The following is a 21,850-nucleotide window of genomic DNA, read 5'->3' as shown; positions in this document are numbered from 1 at the left end:
CTTTGTGGGGTAAGGTATTTGTGCCAAATTTAGTTACAATTATGAATAAGCATGAATTGTAATTTCCCTTGTATCTTGTTGAGTCCGCGCTATGCTGAACAGCTAAACTAACGTATATAAGGATAAAAGTAATGAGCCAAGAGACGATTTTTACAAAAATAATTAATCGTGAAATACCTGCAGATATTGTGTACGAAGACGATAAGGCGCTTGCATTTAAGGATATTAGTCCACAGGCTCCATTTCATGTTTTGGTGATCCCAAAGCAGCCGATCGCAACAATTAACGACGTGAACGAAGAAAATGCGCACTTAGTTGGGCACTTACATTTAGTAGCAGCTAAACTTGCGAAAGAGCACGGATTTGCTGAGGATGGTTATCGCGTTGTTATGAATTGCAATAATGATGGTGGACAAACCGTATACCACATTCACTTACATGTTCTAGCAGGACTGGAAATGGGTTGGCCTCCGTACCAAAGTAGGAAAAAAGTAGTATCTTAAATTATTCTTTGTTAAAGAATGTAATTAACTAAGCTATTACTCTACGAAAAAAAATTTATAATTTAATCAACCAGTTGAAGCTTTATCTGAATTTGGTCGTTTACAAAATAGGCTATCGTGCCACACTTTATATCGTAAACTTCTTTTTATTGATGAAATTTCTAATACAAAAGGTCTGATTCACGTGTTAGCATTGCGTTATCAGACAGAATGAGAGTGTTTTTCAAATGAGCAGTACTGCATTTTTATTGCTAGATAAAGAGCCTATCAACACGATAGGAATAAACGTTTTGCAACCCCTGTTAAAAACACAAGGGCTAGACGTCGTCACAGGAACTGATATTTCCGAAGTACCAGAAGATACTCGGTTGCTTTTTATTGAGACAGCAGTCAATGATGCATGGGGCAAGCTGAAAGAGCAGTTAGTTAACCTCAAAGTCAGTTGCGACATCGTGCTGTTCAACTTAGATGAAAACCCAGAATTGGCTAATCGTGCATTACTCAGCGGCATTCGCGGTGTATTTTATACCACAGATAATGCAGATGTATTGATGAAAGGCATCCGCCTACTGATGGAAGATCAGCTTTGGTATCGTCGTGAGATCATGTGTAATGCGTTAAATCGCATGCTGCAATTTAACAAAGATGCGCTTCATAAACTGACTGAAGGTGATATCGAGCCAGTAAAACTCACTAAGCGTGAAAAAGCGATCATTTCCCTGATGAGTAAAGGCGCTAAAAATAAAGAAATTGCGGAAGATTTAAATATCAGCCCACATACGGTGAAAACCCACCTATATAGTGCATTTCGTAAAACTAAGTGCCGTAACCGTATCGAACTTTTGTCATGGGCACAGCAAAATATCCCTGACGAGATACGTTAATACACAACGTACACTTCCCTGTTCTGTCAAAAAGCATGCTGTTAGCATGCTTTTTGTTTTTTAGACTTATCATGTAACAGCTCGACAAGCCATCTCATTAATTTCTCGGTGCATCGCTTTACTGCGCTGAGTCTTCGCTCTATCCTAGGTACGTCTTTTAATTGTTAACAAAGCCCCTATGTTGGACCACAAAACCCTGTATGTAGCCAGTGCAGCGATGACGGCAATGATGACGCTCATTAATTATTTAACGTGGCGTGCAAATAAAAATACACCCGGTGTATTGCTGTATATTTTCTATCCATTAATTTTGTTTGCCGCCATATCCATGTTCGCACTGCATAGCTTTCTCTCGCAGTGGCAAACCATCGGCATTGCCAACACCTTACTGTTTCTCGCTTCAATCATACATTGTTGGGCAATAAGTCAGTTCCTCGGACAGCGGGGCGTTGAATTTAGAAGTTATCTTTTTGCTACCTTAGCGCTACTGTCAGCATTAATCTATTATGCGATGGTGGATGACAATTTGCGAAAGCGGATCTTGATCTCTGACCTTCAGCATATTGTCGAGGCAATTCTTCTCAGCTATTACTTTATTCGTTATGCCCGTAAGCAATACCCCAACGGTAGCATCGTCTATTTAATCGTACTGGGGTTTATCTTTACTGCATTCATTGGTCGCACGGTATTCATGGGCGAAGTTGACCAAGTTTCTCTTTTTGCTGATCCTTGGTTTTCTATTGCCATATTTTTCAACGGTGTACTGGCTCCTATATTCTATGCAACCGGTATGGCGCTACTCTGTAATGAAAGACGCGAGCTCAACCTCAACAAGCTCACAGAAAAAGCGCAAAAAGACCTCGAAATTCGCGGCTTGTTTTTATCTACCATCAGCCATGAGATCCGCACGCCACTCAATGGCATTTTAGGCAGTGCGCAATTGGTCCTAAATCGCAGCCACGATCAACACAGCAAGGCCTATTGTGAGGCCATTATTAATTCAGCTGAGTCACTCAACTTATTGATTGATAAAGTCCTAGACTACGCTAGTTTAGATCAGAGCGACGAGGTGCTGTCGTCTGAAGACGTTGAACTTAAAAGCTGGCTAGATAACTTGTGTTTATTGATGAGCCCTTTGGCCGAGCAAAAGAAACTCACCTTTACCCTACTCTACGACTTGCCCGATCAAGTGTGCTACTACTGCGACCAACAAAAACTGCGGCAAATTTTACTCAACCTCGTCGGCAACGCCATTAAATTTACCGACAAAGGCGAAGTAAAACTGCGTGTTGAGCTGCTCGAAGAGGCCAATATGTCACATATTGTTCGATTTAGCGTGGTCGACTCAGGCCCAGGTATTGAAGAGGAAGACATCGACAAACTGACCGAACCTTACGTGCAAAGTAATGCAGGTAAAACCAAAGGGGGAACAGGTCTAGGTTTAGCGATAACAGCACGCCTTCTTAGTAAGCTGGGTAGCCAACTTGAAATCATAAGTGAATTGGGTAAAGGCAGTTCATTTAGCTTTGACGTCAGCCTGCCTGTCGGCGAACTAAGTTTGGTTGAGCAGCGCCATCACAACCCAGAATACCCCACCGGACTGTCTGTGTTATTGGTCGAAGACCTAGATTTAAACCGTAAGATCGCCATCGAATTTATGGCTGCGGACGAACATAAAATCAAGTTGGCTTACGATGGTTCAAGTGCCATTGAACACCTCAAAGAGCATGTGTTTGACGTGGTATTGCTAGATATGAATTTGCCTGATTTTACTGGACAAGAGGTACTTAGACATCTGCAAACCATTGAACACAAAAACAAACGCACGCCATTTTTAGCTTTCACCGCGAGCTTAAGCCCTGAAGAGATCAAAGAATACCTTTCTCTAGGGATCAAAGACGTGGTGGGTAAGCCCATCAAACAAGAAAAACTACGTCAGGCGATCAGTGACTCACAAAAAGCCCAAAAACCGGATATGCGTGTAGAGTTAAGCGACACTTTATATGATGATACGGCGGTTAATTCCCTTAAAAGTGGCTTTAGTGAAGATGAAGTATCGTCAATATACAATGAGTTTGTGTTATCTGCCCGAAATAAACTGATCCATATTCAACAGCTCTTAAGTGAAGATGAAGAACAATGTATTAAGTCCCTCCACCGCCAAGCCAGTACCGCCTTGCAATTAGGTTTTAACCGCTATGGCCTCGCTTTGAAAAAAATAGAACGCCGCCTGCTAGATGGCAAACAGTGCGACGATGATTTAACACAGGCGATGGCACTGTGGCAAAAAAGTTTAGAGGCCTATTTACAATTTGTTCGCCAACAAACATTGAGCTAACAGTGAAAATTGCAGCTTCCTTTGGGAGCTGCGATCTTGCCTTACTGACAAAGTTACTTTTCTATTTGCTCAAGAATTAATACAAACGCCTCATGAGCTGTATAAAAATAATGCAAAGTTGCCGCAAATGAGCGCACTTTTATCGACACATTATCGACTTTAGTTAAAAAATTCGCCATCCTACCCGGGTAAATAGAAAATAAGCTCACAACAAGACAAGAAACCAAAACTCAGCAATAGACTGAGACTTGGCTTGACAACACATAGGAATACACCATGGCACTATTTAAATCACCTATTGCCGCTGCGATAGGTGCCGCATTGATCGGACTAAGCACTCCTTCTCTTGCCGCCTCAGGCGCAGAAGAAAACACCGCAAAGTGGGATGTACTCAACCCACCAGGTGAAAAACAAACAATCACCATAGATACCAACGAAACAACTTGGAGTAACGTGGATGTTAGCCCAGATGGCCAACACGTGATCTTCGACATGCTAGGTGATATTTACGTTATGCCAATTTCAGGCGGTAAAGCGAAGGCCATTACCAGTGATCGTGCTTGGAACTTCCAACCAAAATTCTCACCTGATGGCAAACATATCGCGTTTATTTCCGATCGCGCGGGTGCTGAAAACCTATGGGTAATGGGTATTGATGGCAGCAATATGCGTCAAGTATCTGATGAGTCACACAACCTACTGCACAATCCATCATGGTCACCTGATGGTCAGTATATCGCGGTAAAACAAGGGCAAGTAACTGGCCGTACTATCCCGGGTGGTTCTATTCGCATGTACCACATTTCAGGTGGTAAAGGCGTGCTAGTACGTGAGAGATTGCACGGAGCCAAATCACAAAAGAATATTGCAGAGCCTGCGTTCTCAACTGATGGCAAAAAAATATACTACTCAGTGGACGCCACACCTGGTGTACGCTGGCAATACAACAAAAATGCTCTTACTTCGGTATTTGAAGTTCGCTCTTGGGATCTAGCAACTGGCGAAGAAGAAACAGTTATTCGCGGTGCAGGTGGTGCGATCCGTCCAACGCCAAGTCCTGATGGCAAGTCTCTGGCGTTTGTAAAGCGTGAAGACAATGGCGAGAAAATGATCAGTGCACTGTATATCAAAGATTTAAAGTCTGGTATCGAAACACAGATCTTCACAGGCCTAGATCGAGACCTGCAAGAAGCCAACGGTGCACAAGGTAATACACCGGCGTTTGCCTATACACCAGATGGCAAAGCTTTAGTATTTTGGTCAGGTGGTGTATTCCACAAAGTGGATATTGCTACAAAACAAGCGCAAGTTATTCCAACTCGCGTCGTAACGGAAAAAGAAATCACGCCAGCATTAAAATTTGCGGTTAATGTGGCGCCTGACAACTTTAAAGTCAAGCTGGCACGTTGGTCACAGATCTCACCAAACGGCGAAACAGCATTGTTCCAAGCTTTGGGTCACCTTTATGTCAAAGACATTGAATCTGGCAAAGTGCGTCGAGTGACCAAACAAAATGACCACTTTGAATTTTACCCAAGCTACTCACGCGATGGTAAATACATTGTCTATACGACATGGGATGATCAGGAACTAGGTAGTATCCGTGTTGTTTCAGCCAAAGGCGGCAAAGGCCGTGTCATTACCCAAGACCCAGGTCACTACATTTCACCTAGCTTCTCGCCAGATGGTAAAAAGATCTTGTTCAAGAAAGTAACTGGGGGTTACCTATTGAGTGGTGATTGGTCAATGCACCCGGGCATTTACCTAGTCGATGCAAAAGGTGGCGAAGCCAAGCGCGTTGTAAAAAGCGGTGACAACCCACACTTTGGTGCCGATCCCAAGCGCATTTATTTCTCAGTTGCCAGCAGCGAAACCAGTCGAGAGTTGAAAAGTGTCGACTTAAACGGTCATGAAGAGCGCAGCCATTTCAAAGGCGAATACATCTTTGATTACAAGGTCTCTCCTGATGGCAACTATGTCGCTTTTATTGAGCACTTCAATACATTCGTTGCCCCATTTACTAGCACAGGTAAAACACTATCGATCAACAAAGGCGGTAAGTCTTTCCCTGTAAAGCAAGTATCTAAGTACTCTGGTGACTTCCTAAACTGGAAGGCAGACAGCAGTGCTCTGACTTGGGCATTTGGTCCAAACTTATACCAACGTAAACTGACTGATACTTTCTCGTTTGTAGAGAATGCTGCAGATAACCTAGATGAGTTAACCGCAGAAGGTATCGATTTAAGCTTCGAGCAACCTTCAGACAAGCCAAAAGGTTTATTGGCGTTGGTTGGTGGTAAAGTTGTAACGATGCGTGATGCAGAGAACCAACAAGAAGTTATCGAAGACGGTGTGGTACTTATCGAAGACAACCGCATTATCGCAGTGGGCGCGCGTGGCGATGTCACCATTCCGAACTCTGCAAAAGTGATGGATATCAAGGGTAAAACGGTTATTCCAGGTCTTGTTGATGCACACGCACACGGTAGCTACGGTAGTCGCGAACTACAGCCTGAGCAAAACTGGAACCAATTCTCAAATGTAAGCTTTGGTGTAACCACTATTCACGATCCATCTAACAACTCTAACGAAGTATTCTCTATGGCTGAGCTACAGCGTGCTGGTTTAACCGTTGCTCCGCGTATTTACTCTGTAGGCCGTATTTTATACGCAGGTGAAGCCCCAGGTTATAAAACGCCAATCAACAATTTAGAAGATGCTCAATTCCATGTTAAGCGCCTCAAAGATGCCGGTGCAATCTCAGTTAAGAGTTACAACCACCCTCGCCGTGATACTCGCCAACAAGTACTTGAAGCGGCAAAACAAATGGAAATAATGGTGGTGCCAGAGGGCGGTTCGAAGTTCCAGCAAAACATGAACATGATCATCGATGGTCATACTGGCCTTGAACATGCTCTGCCTATCCCGAATATCTACTCAGACGTCACGCAAATGTGGAGTCAAACGGAAGCGGGCTTCACGCCAACTTTCAACGTAGCGTACGGCGGGATCAAGGGTGAAGACTATTTCTACAACACCACTAATGTTTGGGAAAACGAGCGACTAATGAGCTTTGTGCCTGAATATGTGGTTAAACCTATGTCTATCCGTCGTGAAAAGGCACCTGAACACCACTACAACCACATCGATGCTGCAAAATCAGCAAAACAATTGCGCGACAAAGGTGTAACGGTTCATATTGGTGCACACGGCCAGCGAGAAGGTTTAGGCGCACACTGGGAACTATGGTCAATGGCACAAGGTGGCTTTAGTGCTTGGGAAGCGCTGCGCAGCGGTACCATTGATGGTGCCAGATACCTTGCGATGGACCACGACATTGGCACCATTGAAAAAGGTAAGCTTGCGGATTTAGTCATTATTGATGGCGATGTTCTAAACGACATTCGCGAGTCAGAAAAAGTGACCTATACCATTCTAAATGGCCGTGTATATGATGCGGCGACCATGAACGAAATCGGTAACGACACGCGTAAGCGTCAGCCATTCTTCTTTGAAAATGGAAATAAGACGCCAATGCACCCTGACACGGAAGCGTACATGGAAGAAAAAGCACACAAGTATCACTGGAAGCACTAATAGCTAAGCTATAAATCAGAAAAAGGAAGCAGCATACGCTGCTTCTTTTTTATTTCTGCTCATAAGTCATCAAAAATTCACATCACAATTCGCTCACCTCTCATTATTGCGATATTCAGAGTTACCAAGCAACGCATTCAAAAATCAAAAAAGTAGCAATTTTTGCAACTTCCCAACGCTAGATCTTATCGGGAAGTGATCTACACTAACGTTAATTCTGTACGTTTATTAGCCACACTTTTTGTATGGTTTATGCTGATTGAAAGCCGTTGGTAAACAATCAGTAGGCAGAATCATGTAGCAACACTTGCGTCGTACAAATGCCAGAATACAAGGATCGGAGGGCCACTTATGTCTCGTATTCGTCACTTCTTAAAATCTCTCGATTTAGCAAAAAAGCTGATGATCGCTTTTTTACTGGTCGCCCTCATCCCCACAGCTGTCATTATTACCTTTTCGTTGATCCAAGCGTCCAACACAATTAGCGAACAGGTATATGCACAGTTGGGCGCTGTCGGGAAGGTGAAAAAACGCGCCATCGAAAGACACTTTAAAACCGTCGAGGATAAACTCCAGGCACTAGCCATCAACCCTTATCTGCTTGAAGCAACACAAGACTTGCTAGATGGATTTGATGAAATAGAATCAACCGACAACCTACCCAATAATTTACAACGCTTTTACCAGCAAGAGTTTTTGCCTCGTTTCGAGCAGCAAACTAATAGCAAGGTCGCGCTCAACTCACTATTAGATTCATTGTCAGGACAAGGGGTGACACTGCAAACCCGCTATATTGCCGACAACCCCAACCCCATCGGAGAAAAAGACACATTGAAAGCGACTGGTCACCTCGATGCTTATGACAAAGCCCACCAGCGCCATCATGAATTTTTCCGAAAACTCACTGAAGTTTACCAACTTTACGATATCTTCATCGTGGATAACTACAGCGGCAATATTGTCTATTCTGTGTTTAAAGAAGTGGATTTTGCAACCTCGCTCAAAACAGGTCCTTATGCCAATAGTAGCATCGCCGATGTATTCACTCGGGCGCTGATAGAGCAAGATCAAATGCTGTTTGCCGACTATGAGCCGTATCTACCTTCCTACAATACACCAGCCAGTTTTGTTGCCATGCCATTGGACTTCGAAGGTATTTCCCAAGCAACTTTAATATTTCAGCTTTCTATTGATGCCCTCAATGAAATCATGAGCGAACGTCATGGGCTCGGCCAAAGTGGCGAAACATATTTAGTCGGCCCAGATGGTTTAATGCGCTCAGACTCATATTTAGATCCGGTCAATCACTCCGTGAAGGCATCTTTTGCAAACCCCGAAACTGGTGCCATAGCCACTGAATCTTACAAACTGGCCATGCAGGGCCAGCAAGGGCAAAAGGTCGTTATCGACTACAATGGTAACCCAGTGTTATCCGCATACAGTGATCTTCAAGTCTTTGATGTACGCTGGGCACTGCTGGCCGAAATTGATGAGGCAGAGGCCTTTGCTCCCGTTGTATCGCTGCGACAAACTATGGCAATTGTTATGGTCATCAGTATTGTAGTGATTCTTTTTACAGCACTGTGGTTTGCCAGAAGCCTATCTCGGCCTGTCCACAATTTAGTTAATACTATGCGCGCAGTGCAATCTCGCGGTGACTTCTCGCTCCGCGCTGAGATCAGCTCAAGAGACGAAATAGGGCAATGCGCCCAAGCATTCAATTCCTTGCTCGATGCACTGCAACTATCGATATCAGAAGCCAATCGCGTATTAAATCAAATGGCCAAAGGGAAATTCAACGATCGTATCAGCGCGCCATGCAATGGCGAGCTAAAAGAATTAAAAGATGCCACAAACGAATGTGCTGGCTGCTTAGAAACTGCGCTGGGCGAGATCAACTTTGTGATGAAAGCGATGGCAAAAGGACAATTTGATCAGCAGATCGAAGCTCAGTTAAGTGGCGACTTAAACACATTGAAATCCAATATTAACCGCTCAGTTACCTCCATTGATGACACCATGAATGACATTGTGACCGTTATGACTTCTGTTGAGCAAGGCCAATTCAAGATGCAAGTCGAAGTCGCTGCCAGTGGTAGTTTGGCGCGGCTTAAAGATTGTGTGAATAATTCGATCCGCAGTTTAAGTGGTGCAATTGACGAACTCAGTTGTACCATGAGCGCAATTAGCAATGGAGACTTTTCTAAACGGATCACACACCCTTTATCTGGACAATTAGCACAGCTCAAAGTCGATACAAATCAAAGCATGGACAACCTTGAAGCCATTATTCAAGATATCGGCAACACCATGGAGGCTGTCAGCGAGGGAGATTTTAAACATACTATTTCTACCCCCGCCCATGGCCAACTCGGGCAATTAAAAAGTAATATAAACCTCTCAATCTCCGGATTAGATCAAGCCATCGGAGAAATTTCATCTGTCATGATGGCGATTAGCCATGGCCGCTTTGACCGCACTATTAACTCTCCGCTTAAAGGACAGTTATCAACCCTAAAAAATGATATCAATAATACCGTCAATAACCTTGATCAGGTCATCGAGGAGCTTGTCAGTGTTATGGCAGCGATGAGTGAAGGCGACTTTTCTCACAAGATAGAGTCTTCATTACAAGGGCAACTGCTGTGCTTGAAAGAGGATGTTAACAGCTCCATTGACGCGGTTTCAGATGCAATACACGCCGTGACCGATAGTCTCAGCGCCATTGCTAAAGGTAACTTAAACAGCCACATTCAAGGCAACTATCAAGGTGTCTTTGCCACACTGCAACAAGACGTAAACACTACCACACAAAAGCTCACCCACGTGATCGAGAGTATTCAAAGTGCCGCCAGCTTGGTTGCTCACAGTACCGAAGAGATAGCCGCCAGTAATGCGGAGATAAGTCGACGCACCGAGGAGCAGGCAGCCAACTTGGAAGAGGCCAGTGCCAGTACAGGCCACATGTTAGAAGAGCTCACCCTAGTCGTACAGCAATCTGAAACCGCCGTTGAAAAGTCCCATAATGCAGAACACATTGCCAAAGAAGGAGGCACACTTTCGCAAGATACAGTACGCGCCATTGATGAAGTAAACACCGCCAGCAAAGATATTAATGAAATCGTTTCAGTCATCGACGAGCTAGCTTTTCAAACGAATCTCTTGGCCTTAAACGCAGCTGTGGAAGCTGCGCGTGCAGGTGAAAACGGTCGAGGCTTCGCTGTGGTTGCCAATGAAGTGCGAGAGCTTGCCGGGCGAAGCGCCGCTTCAGCAAAACAAATTAAAGACATTATCAGCAATAGTAACGATAAGGTCCAACAGGGCACCACTTTGGCTAACAGCTCAGGTGAAAAGCTGGATCATATTGTTCAAGCCGTGGCCGATGTAAACGACAATATTGTCAGTATTAATCGCTCGACGATAACTCAGAAGCAAGCTATCGAAGAAGTAGATGTGGTCGTTCAGCGACTGACAGATTTAATTCAGGAAAACTCCGCAATCACAGAAGAAACCATGTCCGCAGCAAAGCGAATGGCAACTCAAGCAATGGAGATGAAAAACTTACTGAACTACTTTACGCTGGCCGATGAACCACGCACACAATCTCAAGATATGACAGAGTCCAATCAAGCCCTACTCGTACATCAATACAATGTTTAAACTCAGTGGAGCGGCACTGGCTGCTCCACTAATCTTTATAATGTAATCTCAAACCCATCAGCATCTAGGTGTGCTGGGAATTGGCTTTTGTATTCAGCCAGTTTACCTTTATCCAGAGAGACCGTCACAACGCCCGTCAGATTGTCATCCACCTGCTCAATAGTCTGACCTAAATAGTCCAGTGCTATGGTTCCCCCATCGTGGGCAACACCTTTGCCATCTGGACCTATTCGGTTTGTAGCCAATACAAAACACTGATTTTCGATAGCACGGGCACGTAACAAGGTATCCCAAGCAAAGCGCCTTGCGGATGGCCAGTTTGCAACATTTACCATCACATCATAGTCGTTTTTACTGCGTTGAAAGACAGGAAAGCGCAAGTCATAACACACTTGAGGCAAGAGCTTAAAACCGTTGATTTCAAAAATTTTTCTTTCACAGCCCTGCGTCACATACTGGCCTTCATTGCCGAGACAAAATAAATGGCGTTTATCGTATGTTTGCTGCGACCCATCAGGCCAAACCCAATAAAAGCGGTTCGCTTTCTTATCACCGTTGGGGACCAGCACGGAACCTGCCACCACACATTGCAAACGCTCAGCTAGTTGCTGCATAAAACTCAGCGCCAGTGCGGCCTGCTCTGCGGTGGCTTGTTGCAGCGCAAAGCCTGTGGCAAAGGTCTCAGGCAACAGCAATAGATCACACCCTGTGGGTGCTGCTGTCAGCTGCTCAATAGTAGTAAAATTTTGCTCTGGTGACAGCCAGGCAATGTCGTACTGCACCAAACTAACCGTTAAAGTTGACATAGTTTCTCCGCCGCTGCGATAAGTGTATCGGTCTCTTTTGCAAAACACAGACGAATAATTTTATCCTGTGTTGGTTTTTCATAAAACACACTTAACGGAATAGCGGCTACACCACTTTGCTCAACCAATTGCTGGCAAAATGTAACATCATCCAGCATTGAAATATCACTGTAATCTAGTAATAAAAAGTACGTGCCTTCACTAGGTAAAACCTTGAATCGACTTGGGGCGAGCGCTTGCACTAACACATCGCGTTTTTGCTGATAGAAGTCAGATAACTCATCGACATGCTCAGGCGCGTCACGCAACATTTCAGCCAAGGCAAACTGTGCTGGTGTAAAACTAGAGAAGTTGACAAACTGGTGAATTTTTCTGAACTCACTCGACAGTGCAGGCGGAGCCACGCAGTAGCCCATTTTCCATCCCGTACAATGGAAGGTTTTACCGAAACTCGAGATCACAAAAGCGCGCTCAGATAGCGCTGGGTCACGCAATACACTTAGATGCGATGCGCCATCAAATGTAATATGCTCGTACACTTCATCACTGATAAGGTATATATCATGCTGATCCAAAAGCGTTTTCAGCGAGTCTAAATCAACTTGCTTGAGTGTTTTTGCACTGGGGTTGTGTGGAGAGTTTATGATGATCGCACGAGTTTTCTCGGTAATTTTGTTGCTCACCAAAGTCCAATCTATCTCATAATCCGGCGCACTTAATGGAATGTGTACAGTTTTGCCCCTCGCCAATTCTACAGCAGGTCGATAAGAGTCATAAGCGGGGTCAAAGACGATAACTTCATCACCGTCGCGGACCAGTGCTTGAATAGCGACAAACAAGGCCTCTGTCGCGCCTGCGGTCACCGTCACCTGCGCGCTGGCATCAATGTCTTGCTGATATCGACGCGCCACTAGTGCAGCAATCTCTTGTTGTAGCGCAGCAACGCCTGGTGAAGGTGCATATTGATTGTTGCCTGCGAGCGTTTGCTCGGCCAGTGCTTGCTTTAGCTTAGTCGGAGTATCAAACTCTGGAAATCCTTGCGACAAGTTAAGCGCACCATGTGCATTGGCAAGACCCGTCATCTTAGTAAAGATACTGGTACCGACATCTGGTAATTTACTTTCCATATTGTAACTCTTTTGGTTATGGCGTAGGCGATAAAGCGATGCTATCATTGCCAAAGATAGAAGTATAGCCGTCCAAACCTCTTAAGGTAGATCGAATATGCAAACAAAGGCAGCAAAACAAGCACTGATTGACGCTGGACGCTGGGTAAGCCAACAAGGTTGGGTCCCTGCAACGGGTGGTAATTTTTCGATGAAGACCGATGATGGCTTTGTCGTCACCGCCAGTGGCTTTGATAAAGGGCACCTAACCCCTGAGCAATTTTTAGAATTAGACCAACAAGGTAATATTGTCTCTGGTGAAGGCAAGCCTTCCGCTGAAACCGCCTTACACTTAAAACTGTATGAGTTGCAACCTCAATCTGGTTGTATTTTACATACACATTCTGTTGCAGCTACGGTACTTTCGCGCTTTATACGCAGCGACAACTTTGCGGTTACAGGATATGAAATGCAAAAATCACTATCCGGTATTCAAAGTCATCTCGATACACTTTCCATTGCCATTTTTGATAATGATCAGGATATTCCAGCCTTGGCAGAGCGCGTAGCTAAACACCATCAATCATACCCAATTACCCACGGTGTCTTGATCCGTGGTCACGGCCTGTACGCGCTTGGCAACAGTATTTTTGAAACACGCCGACACATTGAAGGGTTAGAGTTTTTATTTGCTTGTGAGTTGGAGCGGATAAAACTAGAAGGAGCAGTAAAATGATAAAAGCCATACTCACAGATATTGAAGGCACAATTACTCGCATATCATTCGTTAAAGACATTCTTTTTCCTTATGCTGCAAAACACCTCACTGACTTTGTTATAAATGCGCAGCATGAGCCACAGGTAAGCGCTCAAATAGAAGCGGTTAGAGCAGAGATAAATCAACCGAATGCGAGCTTAGAAACCGTCATAGATACTTTGCTCGGCTGGATTGCAGCCGATAAAAAAATCACCCCACTTAAACAGTTGCAAGGTTTGATCTGGCAAAATGGCTATCAACAAGGAGACTTTACGGGCCATATCTACCCGGATGCTTACACCTATTTAACCGACCAGCAGCAGTCAGGAATCGTACTGTACGTCTATTCATCTGGCTCAGTCAAAGCGCAACAACTACTTTTCGCGCATTCAGATTTTGGTGATATGCGACCGTTATTTAGCGACTATTTTGATACCCGAGTAGGAGCTAAGCAGCAAACCCAGTCATATCACAACATCCTTCAAAGTGTCCCCTTTGCTGCACACGAAATCCTTTTTTTAAGTGATGTAGTCGCAGAGCTTGATGCAGCGAAAGAAGCGGGAATGCAGACATTACAGTTGTGGCGCGATGGGCAAACAACAAGCCCCCAACATGACTTCATAACCGACTTTGAACAAATAAAAGATGAGAAACCGTCATGAGTTACTTACATATCTACCAAGAACATCAGCCAAATACGGCAACGTTTCAAAGTGACGATGCCATAAAAATTTCCCAGCAACTTGCTGAAGTTGGGGTGCGCTTTGAACAGTGGCAAGCAACACAAATACTGGCACATGATGCTGCAGAAGCAGACATCATAGATGCGTACCAGCAAGATATCACACGCTTAAAAGCACAGGGTGGATATCAAACTGTTGATGTGATCGCGCTGCAAAAAGGTAATCCGAATGCGGCACAATTACGCGAGAAATTTCTTTTTGAGCACACCCACAGTGAAGATGAAGTACGTTTTTTTGTCGCAGGACAAGGTTTATTTTGCCTACATATTCAAGACAAAGTGTATCAAGTGCTGTGTCAACAAGGCGACTTGATCTCCGTGCCAGAAAACACACCTCATTGGTTTGATATGGGCAGTGATCCTGAGTTCACAGCCATTCGCCTATTCAATAACACCGAAGGTTGGGTTGCCAAAGAAACAGGGTCGAACATTGCAAAGCAATTTCCAATTTTAGACTAAATTCTAATCTCACAGTGACACATTGGACAGACATAACCTACCGTGTCACTTCACATTACAGCGCTGAAAACACGGGTTTGGTATATACACCGCTGTCAAATACCCAGCCAGTTACCAACCTTGCCGGTGTCACATCAAAAGCAGGATTATAAACATCAGCTTGCTTGGGTGCCCACTGACAGTCACCAAAACTGCCACTCACACCTGTCACTTCAAGTGCACTGCGCTGCTCTATTTCAATGTCTTGTCCGCTGGCACACAGTGGATCGAAAGTCGTTTTTGGCGCCACCACATAAAAAGGTATCTGATGAAAATGTGCTAACACAGCTAGGTTATACGTGCCGACCTTATTTGCAAAATCACCATTTGCCGCCACCCTATCCGCACCGACAAATATTTTGTCCACCTTGCCTGCAGCCATCAAAGAAGCTGCCATGCTATCGCACAATAAAGTGTACGGGATCTGCCAGCGAGCAAGCTCATACGCAGTCAACCGCCCACCTTGTAATAAAGGGCGCGTTTCATCTACCCAGACATGAATATTGCCATGGCGCTGTGCTGCTTGATAAATCACGCCAAGTGCAGTGCCAATTCCCGCTGTAGCCAGTGCTCCTGTATTGCAGTGGGTTAGAATGTTATCCCCAGCATTGACTAGCTCAACACCATGCTCCGCAATACGTTTACACAGAGCAATATCTTCTTCAAATAATTGTTCAGCGACGGCAACAACTGACTCAACATATCGCTCATTGTTTACTACCGCTCTCAATCTATCCATACAGTGTTTGAGATTCACCGCCGTTGGACGCGTAGCTTCTAAATCATCTATCGCCTGACCTAATTCTTGCTGTGATCCGCCCTGCTCAGCCAGATATGCCACCAGTAACGTTGCCGCTAGGCCAATTAAAGGCGCGCCTCGTACTTGAAGGTTATTGATCAGACCCTGCATCTCACTGACAGTTTGACATACATGCCAAACCTCCTGATGTGGCAATAAATATTGGTCAAGCACCTGCACTTTACCATCTTGATATTTCAAACTTTGAGCGATTAAGTCTTTCATTTTGTTTAAAGGATAGGCAGTTAATATTGTTACTCATTCTACATAAAGATCTAAAGATGTATAGACATCTAAACATTTAAAAATATAGAATGCCAAAAGTTACTTTAATTTTTGGTGAATAACAGTGAGCAAATACGTTGCCTTTAATAACGACACCGCCTTAAGTTACGTCCAAGAACTGGGGCAATTCTTTCCTACAGACTCTGTGCTTTCTTGCTATGAGTTTGGTGATGGCAATCTCAATTTGGTGTTCCGTATCCAAGATACAAACCAGCGAAGCATCATTTTGAAGCAAGCCCTGCCCTATGCACGTTGTGTTGGTGAAAGCTGGCCTCTAACCTTAGATAGGGCTAGGATTGAAGCAAGTGTTTTGCAAAAACATGGTAAGGTCTGCCCTGAGTTAACAGCAAAGGTGCTTCACCACGATAGCGAACTGGCAGTGACTATTTTGGAAGATCTCGGCGATTTGGCTATCTTGCGTGGCGAACTTAACCAAGGGCAAACATTTCGCCAGCTGGGCTCGGATGTCGCAACTTATCTTGCAAGAACGAGCTTTTACCACTCAGACTTTTACTTATCTCCAGCAGATAAAAAAGCCTTGGTACAAGAGTTCACCAACCCAGAGCTTTGCTCTATCACTGAAGATTTATTTTTCGACGACCCCTACCGAGTAAATGAGCGCAATAACTTTCCAACAGAATTAACAGAGCAAGTTCACCTACTGCGACAAAACAACACATTGCTGATCCATGTCGCCCGACTGAAAAGTAAGTTCTTTTCTTCGCCTCAGACATTGCTGCATGGCGACGTTCATACAGGAAGTATCTTTGTAGCACAAAATCAAACCAAGTTTATCGATCCTGAATTTGGTTTTTTTGGGCCTATTGGGTTTGATTTGGGTTCATTTATTGGAAACTTACTACTCAATTACTGCGCGCATAATGGCCGTGTTGCCGAAGCCCCCAAACGCCGTGACTTGCACAGCTATTTACTCAATACCATTTCTACTTGCCTGCAAGTATTTGAGCAGCAGTGGCTAACACTGGCAAAAGAAGAAGGCCGAGATTTAGCGTTGCAAGCACCAGGTTACAGCGAGCAATTTTTACAAGAAGTACTGCAAGACGCTATGGGCTATTGTGGGACAGAGCTTATCCGCCGCACCATCGGATTGGCGCATGTGGCAGATATTGATGAAATCGAAGCCGCTGACAAGCGCTTGGCGGTTCAAAAACAAACTCTGTTGTTGGGGGAACAATTAATCCTCAATGCAAAAAGCTGTCGCTCTACTGATGATTTTTATCAGCTCATTATCAGCTTTGTCCACTAATAAAAAAGCCGCCTAATGGCGGCCTTTTCACTGTGATTATTTTTGCATTTGCGCCTGTTCAATATACTTAGCAATTTGTGCTTCAAGAACAAACAGCGGTACTGAGCCATTTTTCAAGATTTGATGATGGAACTCGCGGATTTCAAACCGCTCACCTAGTGCTTGCTCAGCCTCAGCTCTGAGACGTCTAATTGTCAGTTCTCCCACCTTGTATGACAGGGCTTGCCCAGGCCAAGAAATATAGCGGTCCGTTTCTGTTTTTACGTTATGTAACGACAATGCCGTGTTATCTTGCATGAACTGCATCGCTTGCTCACGACTCCAGCCAAACATATGTATTCCCGTATCTACAACCAAACGGGCTGCACGCCACATTTCATAGGTTAGCCGACCAAAATCACTGTAGGGATCTTGATAAAACCCGGCTTCAATACCTAGATATTCTGAATAAAGTCCCCACCCCTCACCAAATGCCGAAATATATTCACTTCGATATTCGGGTAATTGAGTTAACTCGTCATTCATGGAAATTTGTAAATGGTGCCCTGGCACGCCTTCATGAAGGGTCAACGCTTCTAATACATACAAAGGCCTTTTATCCAGTGCATAAGTATTTACCCAGTAATAACCCGCATCCGTTTCCGTTGATGGGCTGAGATAGCGACCCGTGGTGTACTTAGGTGCTAAGCTGTCTGGCACTGGCGCAACCCCATATGGCACGCGCGGCAAAGTGGATGTATAGAAGAACTTTGGTAACTGCGCATCCATCTTTTTCGCGATAAATGAAGCTTCTTTTAACAATTCTTCCGGAGTCTTGGCATAAAATTGTGGATCTGTTCGCAAAAATTCGACAAATTCCGCAAAAGTGCCGTCAAAACCGACCTTTTTGATGATTTTATCCATTTCAGTACGAATGCGCTTCACTTCTTGCAGTCCCAGCTCATGGATCTGCTTGGGTGTCATAGAAGTTGTGGTGAAATGCTTAGCGCGATTTATATAAAATGCCTTGCCATTTGGAGAGGTAGACCAAGCAATATCATCCTTCGCAGCAGGTCGATACTCATTGACGAAAAAGTCATAGTAGGACTGATAAGCTGGATTTGCATATTGGAGAATGGCCGTTTTTGCTTGCTGCTGCAGCTGCTTAAATTCGGCATCAGGCAAACCCGCTTGGTTAACTTTAAATGGCGCATAAAATGGTGAACGCTCAACATCCTCCACTGCTATATAAGCGGTTATAGAAGACTCAAACCCTTTCAACACCACTTTAGGTTGGGTTAAACCTATTTTCATGCCCTCTCGCATCCATGCCATTTGCTGAGAAAAGTACCTTGGTAATTGTTTGATGCGTTCAATCAACAGCTGATAACCAAGGGCTGTGGTAAAGTCATGCTCTCTGATCTTAAACATCAGCGAGGTGTGAAATCCAGATTCAGACAACAGCGGTACATAGTGATGTTTATAGTGATACAAATCGACTTTATTTTGTACCTGTGCCCGTAAAATCGCAAAATTGATCTGATTTTCAGCACTAAGCTGAGATTCATCAATTGCATCGAACTGTGCTAACAAAGCCAACCTGCGCTGATTTTTGTTGGCCAAGCCTTGTGCTGACATATCTTCCAACAAAAATTCCGCGTCCAGCGATGTAATGGCAGAGCTATCTATCTCAGCACGAAACGCCATTACCTGCTCGGACAATGCCACAAAAGTTTGATCTGGATTAGTTGATGTCGTCTGACACGCTGACAGACTTAATGCCAGTGCAATGGCACTGAGTGGTTTAACAATGGCGTTTAACACAGGGGTTCCTTAACGTTCGCTGGGATAGCGCACCATAACGAAGGCTCCTATCTGGATGCAAGTATATTCGACCAAAGATCAGCAAGTGCGCTCTCCAAAACCTCTCTACAGGGAGGATAGTATAAAGTTGTTGATAAAATCACCTAAAGAACATAAACGGGTAACTTTTTACCGTTTAAGAGGCAAATTTTACTTTCAAAAAGTCGCATTTACGATTAATGTAGCGGGGCTTCAGATAGGATGAAATCATGACTTGTGCCGAAGGACATTAAGGCTTTAAAAATAACTTTAATGTGTGGTGTATAAGTAGATGACGTTCCATGATCCAATGGCGATAGCCCAAGAAAAGATGACCAAAGTATGTCATTTTTTGGAGCTACACTCTCTACCGCCAACACCACTCAATTATCAAGTGGCCTATACCTTTATCAGTCGTAGCAACGAACCTCTCACCTCTCGTTTGGAGCGGGATCTGCGCAACAGCACTACTATCGATACGGTATATATAGAGCAGCTGTATTTCGAATTTATATACACTGAGCACCAAGAAGAACTCGCAGTACTGAAAGAAGTTGATAATGTCATTGATGAGCTATCTACATCCTCGGCGCGCGCTCAGCACAGTATTTCGCAATTTACACAAAATATTCGCAAATACACCAGCGAGTTAGATACTCAAGATATCGCCAAAAGTAAAAAAGTACTCGGTGAGTTTGCCAATCAAACTGAGCGTTTTCTCGAACAGCAACAGCGTTTTAAAAACGGCTTACAAAAAGCCAGAGCATCGCAAAACCAGCAGTACATTGCGCTCAATCGAATTCGAAAACAACGTTTGATCGACCCACATACAGGCTTGTATAAACGACACTATCTTAATCAAAAGACACAGCTTTGGTTAGATCAAGATAAAACCCTGTGCGCTATCTCTATTCAAGTAGATAACCTCAGCGATTTCACTGCTAGGTTTGGGGATATGATCGGTGAAACGGTATTGCAACGCGTCGCGAACAAAATCAAAAAATATGTGTTAGAAAGTGGCGTACCCGGGCGTACAGGTAAGCAAGAGTTCACCATTTTGCTTGCAGATATTGAACCCGAAACAGCCAAAGTCATTGCCGCTAAAATCCGCAAAGGTGTTGAAAAGCTAAAATTTATCAGCAATAAAGGCAATGTACAATTTCCAGAAGTTCAACTGGCGATAGGGATTGCAAAAAGACAAACTGAACGCGATTTTAATGAATTGGCAGGCCAAGCGTCGTACGCAGCTCAAAAGGCACATGCTTTGGGCCGTGACTGCTACATTTCAGGCGCCATCTAACCACCCTTTGCCTATAAAAATTTTGCGATTAGCTGCCACTATAAATTGCACCTAAGTGTCGCTATCAAGTACACTATACCCATCTAAACTGTGTCACCAAGGCCAACATGAAAGAAGAAAATCGCGATACCACACACTTTGGTTATAAAACTGTAGAGTCCAATCAAAAAGAGTCGCTGGTTGCAGATGTTTTTCACTCTGTCGCAGCTAAATACGACATCATGAATGACTTTTTATCGTTTGGAATACACCGTCTATGGAAACGTCAAACCATTGCTTGCTCTGGTGTACGCAAAGGTCATCGAGTGTTAGACCTTGCCGGTGGTACAGGTGATTTAACTGCCAAGTTTAGCCAATTAGTTGGCGATACAGGCCAAGTGATCCTGGGCGATATCAATGACTCAATGTTGAAAGTTGGCCGTGACAAACTGCGTGATCTAGGTTTAGTAAACAACATTGAATATGTGCAAATGAATGCTCAGGCGTTGCCTTTTCCAGATAACAGTCTTGACGTCATCACCATCGCATTCGGACTACGCAACGTAACAGATAAAGACGAAGCCCTGCGCTCGATGTATCGAGTACTAAAACCGGGTGGACGCCTGTTGGTTTTAGAGTTTTCAAAAACCGAAAGCGAAGCACTGTCAAAGCTGTATGATTTCTATTCATTCAACATACTGCCAAACGTTGGTAAGCTGGTCGCCAATGACAGCGAGTCTTACCGCTATTTGGCGGAATCAATCCGTATGCACCCGGACCAAGAAACCTTAAAAAGTATGATGGAAGATGCAGGTTTTGAACAAACCAGCTATCAAAACTTCACTGGCGGCATCGTTGCGCTGCATAGAGGGTTCAAATACTAAAGTTTAGTAAGGATAAGTTTATGTGGGTTTCTGTATTGACGGCTGTTGCCGAACAAGCTGTTAATCGTCTTTTAACGCTTGAACCAAATCTTGCCAGCGATCTGCAAAGTTCAGCGCATAAAGTACTCGCGTTGACGCTAACAGACTTAAACTTATCCTGTGCACTGCACTACAACGGCAAACATTGTTTTGTCTATGGTAATTACCACGACAGTGCAGACTGTCATATTACCACCTCTGTTGATTCTCTGGGTGAATTAAAGGACCCCAGCCAACTGACACGTTTGATCCGCTCCGGTAAGCTGGACTTAGAAGGCGACCTTCACCTTGCACAGTCCTACAGTAAAGCGTTTGCCAATCTAAACATCGATTGGGCAGAACACCTGTCTCGTTATCTTGGCGATGCCGGCGCCGAGCATTTGGTGAGTAGCGTCAAACAGTGCGCTAACAGCGCACAGCAACATTCAAAATCTTGGCAACAGGTGGTAACTCAGCTGTGTCAGGATGAATTGAATGTGACCGTCCACCCTTTGGAATTACAACAATTTAAAGCTCAAACCAGAGCGCTTTCATCGCAACTGGCTGCGCTTGAACAACGCATTAATGCACTAACTGACTGACTTT

Annotated in this window: 16 protein-coding genes; 12 read left to right on the top strand and 4 right to left on the bottom strand. The window is 44.3% G+C overall.

Annotated elements, in window-relative coordinates; translation table 11 throughout:
- Nucleotides 1–131 precede the first annotated feature (131 nt).
- The 5 genes from N483_RS14245 (at nt 132) to N483_RS14225 (ending at nt 10,982) form a co-directional block, all read left to right on the top strand.
- Nucleotides 132–503, top strand: a complete 372-nt coding sequence (locus N483_RS14245; protein WP_023400212.1) for a histidine triad nucleotide-binding protein — start codon at nt 132–134, stop codon at nt 501–503.
- Between the two features lie 227 nt (nt 504–730).
- Complete coding sequence (locus N483_RS14240; protein WP_023400213.1) at nt 731–1,387, top strand: helix-turn-helix transcriptional regulator; 657 nt, start codon at nt 731–733, stop codon at nt 1,385–1,387.
- A gap of 178 nt (nt 1,388–1,565) precedes the next feature.
- Nucleotides 1,566–3,725: an ATP-binding protein gene (locus N483_RS14235; protein WP_023400214.1), complete on the top strand. Its 2,160-nt coding sequence runs from the start codon at nt 1,566–1,568 to the stop codon at nt 3,723–3,725.
- 276 nt (nt 3,726–4,001) lie between these two features.
- A complete protein-coding gene (locus tag N483_RS14230) occupies nt 4,002–7,322 on the top strand; it encodes an amidohydrolase family protein (protein ID WP_023400215.1) in 3,321 nt (1,106 codons plus the stop codon).
- 351 nt (nt 7,323–7,673) lie between these two features.
- Complete coding sequence (locus tag N483_RS14225; protein ID WP_023400216.1) at nt 7,674–10,982, top strand: methyl-accepting chemotaxis protein; 3,309 nt, start codon at nt 7,674–7,676, stop codon at nt 10,980–10,982.
- A 35-nt stretch (nt 10,983–11,017) separates the two neighbouring features.
- Here the strand turns inward: N483_RS14225 and N483_RS14220 are convergent, their stop codons facing one another.
- Complete coding sequence (locus N483_RS14220; protein WP_023400217.1) at nt 11,018–11,788, bottom strand: nitrilase-related carbon-nitrogen hydrolase; 771 nt, start codon at nt 11,786–11,788, stop codon at nt 11,018–11,020.
- Nucleotides 11,776–12,915 (bottom strand): methionine aminotransferase, encoded by a 1,140-nt coding sequence (locus N483_RS14215; RefSeq protein ID WP_023400218.1) that lies wholly within the window; start codon nt 12,913–12,915, stop codon nt 11,776–11,778. The genes N483_RS14220 and N483_RS14215 overlap by 13 nt, the downstream gene beginning before the upstream one ends.
- A gap of 97 nt (nt 12,916–13,012) precedes the next feature.
- On the opposite strand from N483_RS14215, the gene N483_RS14210 reads away from it, so the two are divergent.
- Genes N483_RS14210 through N483_RS14200 form a run of 3 tightly spaced genes read left to right on the top strand, consistent with a single transcriptional unit; the run spans nt 13,013 to nt 14,852 of the window.
- Nucleotides 13,013–13,630 (top strand): methylthioribulose 1-phosphate dehydratase, encoded by a 618-nt coding sequence (locus tag N483_RS14210; protein WP_023400219.1) that lies wholly within the window; start codon nt 13,013–13,015, stop codon nt 13,628–13,630.
- Nucleotides 13,627–14,313 (top strand): acireductone synthase, encoded by a 687-nt coding sequence (gene mtnC, locus N483_RS14205; protein WP_023400220.1) that lies wholly within the window; start codon nt 13,627–13,629, stop codon nt 14,311–14,313. The genes N483_RS14210 and mtnC overlap by 4 nt, the downstream gene beginning before the upstream one ends.
- The gene (locus tag N483_RS14200; protein WP_023400221.1) at nt 14,310–14,852 is read left to right on the top strand and encodes a 1,2-dihydroxy-3-keto-5-methylthiopentene dioxygenase; all 543 of its coding nucleotides are present in this window, start codon (nt 14,310–14,312) and stop codon (nt 14,850–14,852) included. Before mtnC ends, N483_RS14200 begins: the two co-directional genes overlap by 4 nt.
- A gap of 55 nt (nt 14,853–14,907) precedes the next feature.
- On the opposite strand, the gene mtnA is transcribed toward N483_RS14200, so the two are convergent.
- Nucleotides 14,908–15,915 carry an S-methyl-5-thioribose-1-phosphate isomerase gene (mtnA, locus tag N483_RS14195; RefSeq protein WP_023400222.1) on the bottom strand — a complete coding sequence of 336 codons (1,008 nt, stop codon included), beginning with the start codon at nt 15,913–15,915 and terminating at the stop codon, nt 14,908–14,910.
- A 124-nt stretch (nt 15,916–16,039) separates the two neighbouring features.
- Between mtnA and mtnK the strand changes: the two genes are divergently transcribed.
- The gene (gene mtnK, locus N483_RS14190) at nt 16,040–17,242 is read left to right on the top strand and encodes an S-methyl-5-thioribose kinase (protein WP_023400223.1); all 1,203 of its coding nucleotides are present in this window, start codon (nt 16,040–16,042) and stop codon (nt 17,240–17,242) included.
- 36 nt (nt 17,243–17,278) lie between these two features.
- Here the strand turns inward: mtnK and N483_RS14185 are convergent, their stop codons facing one another.
- Nucleotides 17,279–19,045, bottom strand: a complete 1,767-nt coding sequence (locus N483_RS14185) for a DUF885 domain-containing protein (RefSeq protein ID WP_023400224.1) — start codon at nt 19,043–19,045, stop codon at nt 17,279–17,281.
- A gap of 310 nt (nt 19,046–19,355) precedes the next feature.
- On the opposite strand from N483_RS14185, the gene N483_RS14175 reads away from it, so the two are divergent.
- From N483_RS14175 to N483_RS14165, 3 genes are all read left to right on the top strand, one after another.
- Nucleotides 19,356–20,363 carry a GGDEF domain-containing protein gene (locus tag N483_RS14175; protein WP_023400225.1) on the top strand — a complete coding sequence of 336 codons (1,008 nt, stop codon included), beginning with the start codon at nt 19,356–19,358 and terminating at the stop codon, nt 20,361–20,363.
- Between the two features lie 107 nt (nt 20,364–20,470).
- Complete coding sequence (gene ubiE / locus N483_RS14170; RefSeq protein WP_023400226.1) at nt 20,471–21,226, top strand: bifunctional demethylmenaquinone methyltransferase/2-methoxy-6-polyprenyl-1,4-benzoquinol methylase UbiE; 756 nt, start codon at nt 20,471–20,473, stop codon at nt 21,224–21,226.
- A gap of 20 nt (nt 21,227–21,246) precedes the next feature.
- A complete protein-coding gene (locus N483_RS14165; protein ID WP_023400227.1) occupies nt 21,247–21,846 on the top strand; it encodes a ubiquinone biosynthesis accessory factor UbiJ in 600 nt (199 codons plus the stop codon).
- The last annotated feature ends 4 nt before the right edge of the window (nt 21,847–21,850 follow it).

This window comes from Pseudoalteromonas luteoviolacea NCIMB 1944 (assembly GCF_001625565.1).
Lineage (GTDB): Bacteria > Pseudomonadota > Gammaproteobacteria > Enterobacterales > Alteromonadaceae > Pseudoalteromonas > Pseudoalteromonas luteoviolacea_F.
This window is presented reverse-complemented; position numbering and strand designations above follow the sequence as displayed.